The 4902-nt window shown below is 60.1% G+C and carries 5 protein-coding genes and 3 pseudogenes; 1 reads left to right on the plus strand and 7 read right to left on the minus strand.

Annotated elements, in window-relative coordinates:
• The 4 genes and pseudogenes from NKH02_RS34670 to NKH02_RS33990 all read right to left on the minus strand — a co-directional run.
• Positions 1–226 (minus strand): annotated as a pseudogene (locus tag NKH02_RS34670) (hypothetical protein); the annotation flags it as partial.
• A 155-nt stretch (positions 227–381) separates the two neighbouring features.
• Positions 382–828, minus strand: coding sequence for a DNA-binding protein (locus NKH02_RS33980; protein ID WP_352884194.1), 447 nt, complete (start codon positions 826–828; stop codon positions 382–384).
• On the minus strand, positions 825–1598 hold the full coding sequence (locus NKH02_RS33985) for a recombinase zinc ribbon domain-containing protein (protein ID WP_352884201.1): 774 nt from the start codon (positions 1596–1598) through the stop codon (positions 825–827). Before NKH02_RS33985 ends, NKH02_RS33980 begins: the two co-directional genes overlap by 4 nt.
• A 45-nt stretch (positions 1599–1643) precedes the next feature.
• Positions 1644–1751, minus strand: a pseudogene (locus NKH02_RS33990) (transposase); the annotation flags it as partial.
• On the opposite strand from NKH02_RS33990, the pseudogene NKH02_RS33995 reads away from it, so the two are divergent.
• A pseudogene (locus NKH02_RS33995) lies at positions 1743–2042 on the plus strand (transposase); the annotation flags it as partial. The pseudogenes NKH02_RS33990 and NKH02_RS33995 sit on opposite strands and share 9 nt — an antisense overlap.
• A 113-nt stretch (positions 2043–2155) precedes the next feature.
• Here NKH02_RS33995 and NKH02_RS34000 read toward each other — a convergent pair.
• From NKH02_RS34000 to NKH02_RS34010, 3 genes are read right to left on the minus strand one after another with little or no spacing between them, the layout of a single operon-like run.
• Positions 2156–3640, minus strand: a complete 1485-nt coding sequence (locus NKH02_RS34000) for an aldehyde dehydrogenase family protein (RefSeq protein WP_352884195.1) — start codon at positions 3638–3640, stop codon at positions 2156–2158.
• Positions 3633–4010, minus strand: coding sequence for a hypothetical protein (locus tag NKH02_RS34005; RefSeq protein ID WP_352884197.1), 378 nt, complete (start codon positions 4008–4010; stop codon positions 3633–3635). The genes NKH02_RS34000 and NKH02_RS34005 overlap by 8 nt, the downstream gene beginning before the upstream one ends.
• A gap of 3 nt (positions 4011–4013) precedes the next feature.
• Entirely contained in the window at positions 4014–4355 is a 342-nt protein-coding gene (locus NKH02_RS34010; RefSeq protein ID WP_352884200.1) for a PLP-dependent aminotransferase family protein, read from the minus strand.
• Positions 4356–4902: the final 547 nt, after the last annotated feature.

Below are 4902 nucleotides of genomic sequence, written 5' to 3' on the forward strand. Positions count from 1 at the left end.
TGGAGACAAAAAGCGCAACAATTCACCGAAAAATGCCGTTGCCGGCACGCCAACTCCCCATTACTGGATCTGCCCATAAGACAGGAGTTGTAGGCCACGCGGATCGCCCCGCATCGATGGCGCTTATCGTGCGCCGCTCGACGTGTCCGAGATGACCGTCATGAACCTGCCGATACGCCTCGCCATGGCGGCGGAAGATATCCGCCACCTCCAGGCTCGCCGACACGGGCGGAAGCCGGTCAGCTCGGCGCCACGAGTTCGATGTACAGCCGGTCGAGCGTCGTGCGCTAGATCAGACAGTTCGAGACTTTGGTGTAGCGCGCCGTCGAGGACAGATTGTTGGGGCCAAGCAGCCACGAGTCATAATGCTCACTTTCTATGTTATTGAAAATCAAAGCGCTGTTGGGCGTGATCGGCTGTTAGCGGACGCCGCGGGGCATTCTGCATGCGATAGGCGGCGATATCCGCCGCCTCGAATGCCCAAGGCGCGCCATAGCACACTTGCCGCCCTTTGATGATGCCGAGCCGGGTCATGCGCAGCGCCGTCATGACGCTCACATCCATGATTTGCGCGGCCGCTTCAAGCGTAATCTCGCCCCGCGCAGCCCATTCGCGCGCGCGGTGGACGGCAATGTCGTGATGGCTGCGGAACGAACAGACCCGCGCCTGGGTCCAGCCATTGCCTCGCCCTGTCGGCTTACCGGCGCGATTGAGGAGCCGCGCGATCTGGCGGTCGGGCATCAGGCGCGCCAGCTCGCGGACCAGCGTCAAAGTATCCTCGGGGACTGTCCAGCGATGCTTGCGGGCGGCGTTCATCTTGAGCTTCAATGCCGTGTGATCCCTCCCTGCCAATGCAGGACCATCTCGATGACGCCACCTTCGATGCGGACGACGATCTCGCTCAAGGCTGCGCGAACGATCCTCTTGCGCGTCGCAGATGTTGCTGCCGGGTGTGACCAGGCGAGATCCAGATCGGCGCCGAGCCGCATCAGCTGGTCCCGTTCCTTCTCTCCCAGAGGAGATGGTCTTCTCGCCTCGAGTGCGGCAATCTCGCCATCGATCTGGTGCACGGCTTCAAGCGCTTTGTTCCAGCGGCGCTCCAGCTCGCCAGCGACCAGACGATTGGCAGGGTCGACAGCATCGTATTGCTGACGCGCATGGGCAGCCTCGTAACGCGCCCGCTGCAGTGCCAGCTCGAGCTGCCTTTGTGCCGCTGACGTCTCGCTCGCTTGAGCCTCCAGGGCCTTGGTTGCGCCGTCGATACCGAGCGGCTTCAAGGCGCCAAGAACTGCGGCGCCGACAGCCTGATCGACGTGCAAGCCGCCAAACAAGATGCACCGCTTGGTGCCATGATTGACGGGCGCACCCTCGCAGTGATAGCGCCCCGCCTTGCCGCCATAGGCGACATACATCTTGCGGCCGCAATGACCGCAACGCAGAAGCCCCGCGAGAGACAATCCCCCGCGCCGTACCGCTCCTCTGGCGGTGGCGCTGCCTTTGCCGGTCGCGTTATTGGCAATCACCTGTTGGTTCCTCTCGAACTCGCTCCACGTAATGTAGCCTGCGTGCTGGTCCTTAAGCAGGACGTCCAATTCCATCTGAGTGTCAATGACCACTGAATCGGGACCCTGGTTTTTCGCGCAAAAGTGCCCCCGGGTGCGGACAGCGCGGCGCAGCTTGGAGTTCAGCGCCTCTATGGCGTTCGTGGTGTAGATGATCCGCCGCACGCTTTCGGGATAGGCAAAGAATGGCTCGTCGCGCGACCGGACGAGCTTCCCAGGCTCCCTATTTCACGTGGTGTTCACGCTGCCGGCCGCGATCGCCACAATTGCCTTCCAGAACAAGGCGAAGGTGTATGCGGTCCGGTTCAAGGCAGCCGTCGAGACGCTGAGCACGATCGCCGCAGATCCCAGACATCTCGGCGCCGGGACCGGTCTCATCGCGGTGCTGCACAGCTGGGAACAGAATCTGTACTATCACCCCATCTCCATAGCATACTGCAGGGCCGCAACATCTCCCTCGATGGTAGGCGTTGGGTCGCGCATTGAGATGGGCATGTAGCCATCGGATATACCGACGAGAGCCCCTGTAGCCGCCCGCAAGTGCGGCTCCAATCAGAGCGCAACCCGATATATGGATCTGATCGATGACGCGTTCATGGTGTGCCCCTCTGCCTGGTGCTCACTGAACCGGATGGCTGGGAGATCTGAATCCCAATGTTCCTTGTCTGAACGTAGCCGTCCAGTGCTTCCTGACCCTTCTCCCTACCGTAGCCGGACTGCTTTACTCCGCCGAACGGTGTTTCTACGCCACCGACGAACCAGCCGTTCACGTAGACTTGGCCGGCCCAGAGACGATCGGCGGTCCAAAGTGCCCGGTCGAGATCCCGCGTGAACACGCCCGCTGCCAAGCCATGATCGGAGTCGTTCGCGAGATCGACCGCCTCTAGCGGATCATCGAACGTGGTGACGGCAAGAACAGGACCGAATACTTCTTTCTGAAATAGACTGCTGTCTCGCGTCACATCGGCAAACACCGTGGCAGCCATGAAATAGCCGCTCCGCTCCGAAAGTGCACTCCCGCCGGTCACGAGCCGTGCGCCGTGCGAGAGCGCCGTCTGGCAAGCCCGCTCGATCCCCTGTCGTTGCTTTTGGGAAATCAACGGTGTGATGTCGCAGTTCTCGCGTCCTGGACCGATCGACAGTTTCTCTACGCGGACCTTCACTCTTTCCACCAGTTCCTGCGCAACAGAACGTTCCACAATCAAACGTGTAAGGTTGTTGCAATTCTGGCCGGCATTTAGAAAAGACCCGATGTGTATTGCTTCCACAACACAATCGAGATCGGCATCGGCATACACAACCGCAGCCGACTTGCCCCCAAGTTCCATTATGCAGGGCACTATCCGCTCTGATGCGGTCTTAAGAACCGTTCGCCCGGTGGCCACCGAGCCCGTGAAGACGATGTGACGAACATCGGGATGCTCGATCAGCGCCTTGCCCGCCGTGTGGCCGTATCCAGTGAGAACGTTGACTGCTCCGGCAGGCAGACCCGCGGTCTCGCAGGCACGTGCGAGTTCAATTCCGGAAAGGGGAGCCAGTTCGGGCGACTTCACCACGACGGAGTTGCCGGTTGCGATGGCGCAGGCCAGCGAACGGGCCGTCAGTTCCAGTGGACCATTCCACGGAACGATGTGGGCGGACACGCCAAAGGGACTTCTGACAGTATAGTCGACCAGGTTGGCCCCGCGCGGGATCGAGCGTCCTTCAAGCTTGTCGGCCAACCCACCATAGTACCGCAGGTATCTGATGGCCGTTTGTACTTCGCCACGGGCGAGATCAAGCGCCTTCCCCGTCTCGGCGCAGTTAATGGTCGCAATCTCCTCATGGCGCGTGTCAAGTGCGTCAGCAACGCGAAACAGCATGCGCCCACGGTCATAGGGATGCATGTCTATCAGAATGCGGTCGCGAAAAACGCGGTGAGCAGCAGCAACGGCGAGCTCGACGTCTTTGGGGCCTGCTTCAGCTACGACAGCAATCGTTTCGGCGTTCGACGGGTCGTCGACTTCGATACGTGTGCCGGACACAGAATCGCGCCACTCCCCATCAATGAAATTCTTGACCACATCTGTATTAGCCATGCCAGTTCTCTCTCGCGATCGGATCAGCCATCTTGTCTCCCACCATGATCGTGGGGCTCCCTAGGTTTGGTGCGGGAGCACTGCACTTTGCTTCGCCGAAGCTCAAGCCGGATCCCGGCCCGGATGGATCGGCTACGGCAGCGTGATGCGCGCTTCTACTTTCCGCGGCTTCCTGCCATGCTGTCCTGCACGGTGCTGATGCTTTGGACAGACCACGGCGCAGGTCGGCCTCGGTGATGGTGAGTGCAGTCATGAACTTGAGCACCTCACCGTACGAGCCAGCGGTTTCGATCACCAAGCGGCGAGGAAAAGCGTCCTGCGAGACAAGGCCCGGCAATGAGTGGTGCTTGCGTGATACGAGTCCATACATCAATCAATTCATAAGCCAGACACGGGGCTTCAGGATGTACTGCTCAAAAGCTTCCATGAAGGCCTTCTTGGCGGTCGTGGCAAGGTCGAGCCCGTGCACAATTCCGTCGCGCTCGATGTAATCAAGCAGCGCCCTCTTGAAGGCTGGGTTGTTGTGCCCGTAATTCAGGGCGCCTGCACCCCCGAAGAAGTCGAGGTATTCCCGACCGTCTGCGGCGAAGAGGGTAGTGCCAATCCCGCGATCGAACAGAACCGGGAACGCCCTGACATAGCTGCGCACCTCAGACTGGAGGCGATCAAACAGCGCGAGGCTTACATCCTTCGCAGGCGCGAACTCCTTGTTCATCGGGCGAACTCCTTCGAAGTGGCAGCCTAGCACCGATTCAGCCGGCTTATGTGGTATGAGGATCGGACCGCTCAGTGCCCGGCCGGTTGAATATAGCGCGCCACAGGGGAGCGCCTTACGCAAATGATCGCATCTGAACGCAGGACATGAGCGTTGTCTTGCCAGATTGCGCATAAATGCTGCGACCCGCAGGTGCCTGCTTCTCCGTAGCGTGGCCTAGGCAGGATACGCAGCCGGGACAGTTCAACATAGACCGCATAAGTATTGGCCAGCAAATTGCGGGATATGCGCGGATGGCGGACAAAGGACGATTTCTGCGCTCTCGGGGGGCTAAATAGCGCAAAGTGACCAATTGGCTGTGCAAATCTGGGGAAGCGGACCTGAGCTGCCGGCCTCACGATACCCAGAGCTGGGTAATCGAAAGCATTCCTGAGGCGGCAAGAGGATGACGGTAAACAAGGGGAGGTTTGGCATTGGTTTTTGACTACATTGTCGTCGGCGGCGGTTCCTCTGGATGCGTCATGGCGAGCAGGCTTTCCGCCAATGG

This window comes from Mesorhizobium sp. M1396, assembly GCF_040317725.1.
Taxonomy (GTDB): Bacteria; Pseudomonadota; Alphaproteobacteria; order Rhizobiales; family Rhizobiaceae; genus Mesorhizobium.

Excerpts from the sequence above, each read along its gene's own strand:
- NKH02_RS33985 (WP_352884201.1), bottom strand. The coding sequence starts at position 1,598 with ATGGAATTGGACGTCCTGCTTAAGGACCAGCACGCAGGCTACATTACG.
- NKH02_RS34000 (WP_352884195.1), bottom strand. The coding sequence starts at position 3,640 with ATGGCTAATACAGATGTGGTCAAGAATTTCATTGATGGGGAGTGGCGC.
- NKH02_RS34005 (WP_352884197.1), bottom strand. The coding sequence starts at position 4,010 with ATGTATGGACTCGTATCACGCAAGCACCACTCATTGCCGGGCCTTGTC.
- NKH02_RS34010 (WP_352884200.1), bottom strand. The coding sequence starts at position 4,355 with ATGAACAAGGAGTTCGCGCCTGCGAAGGATGTAAGCCTCGCGCTGTTT.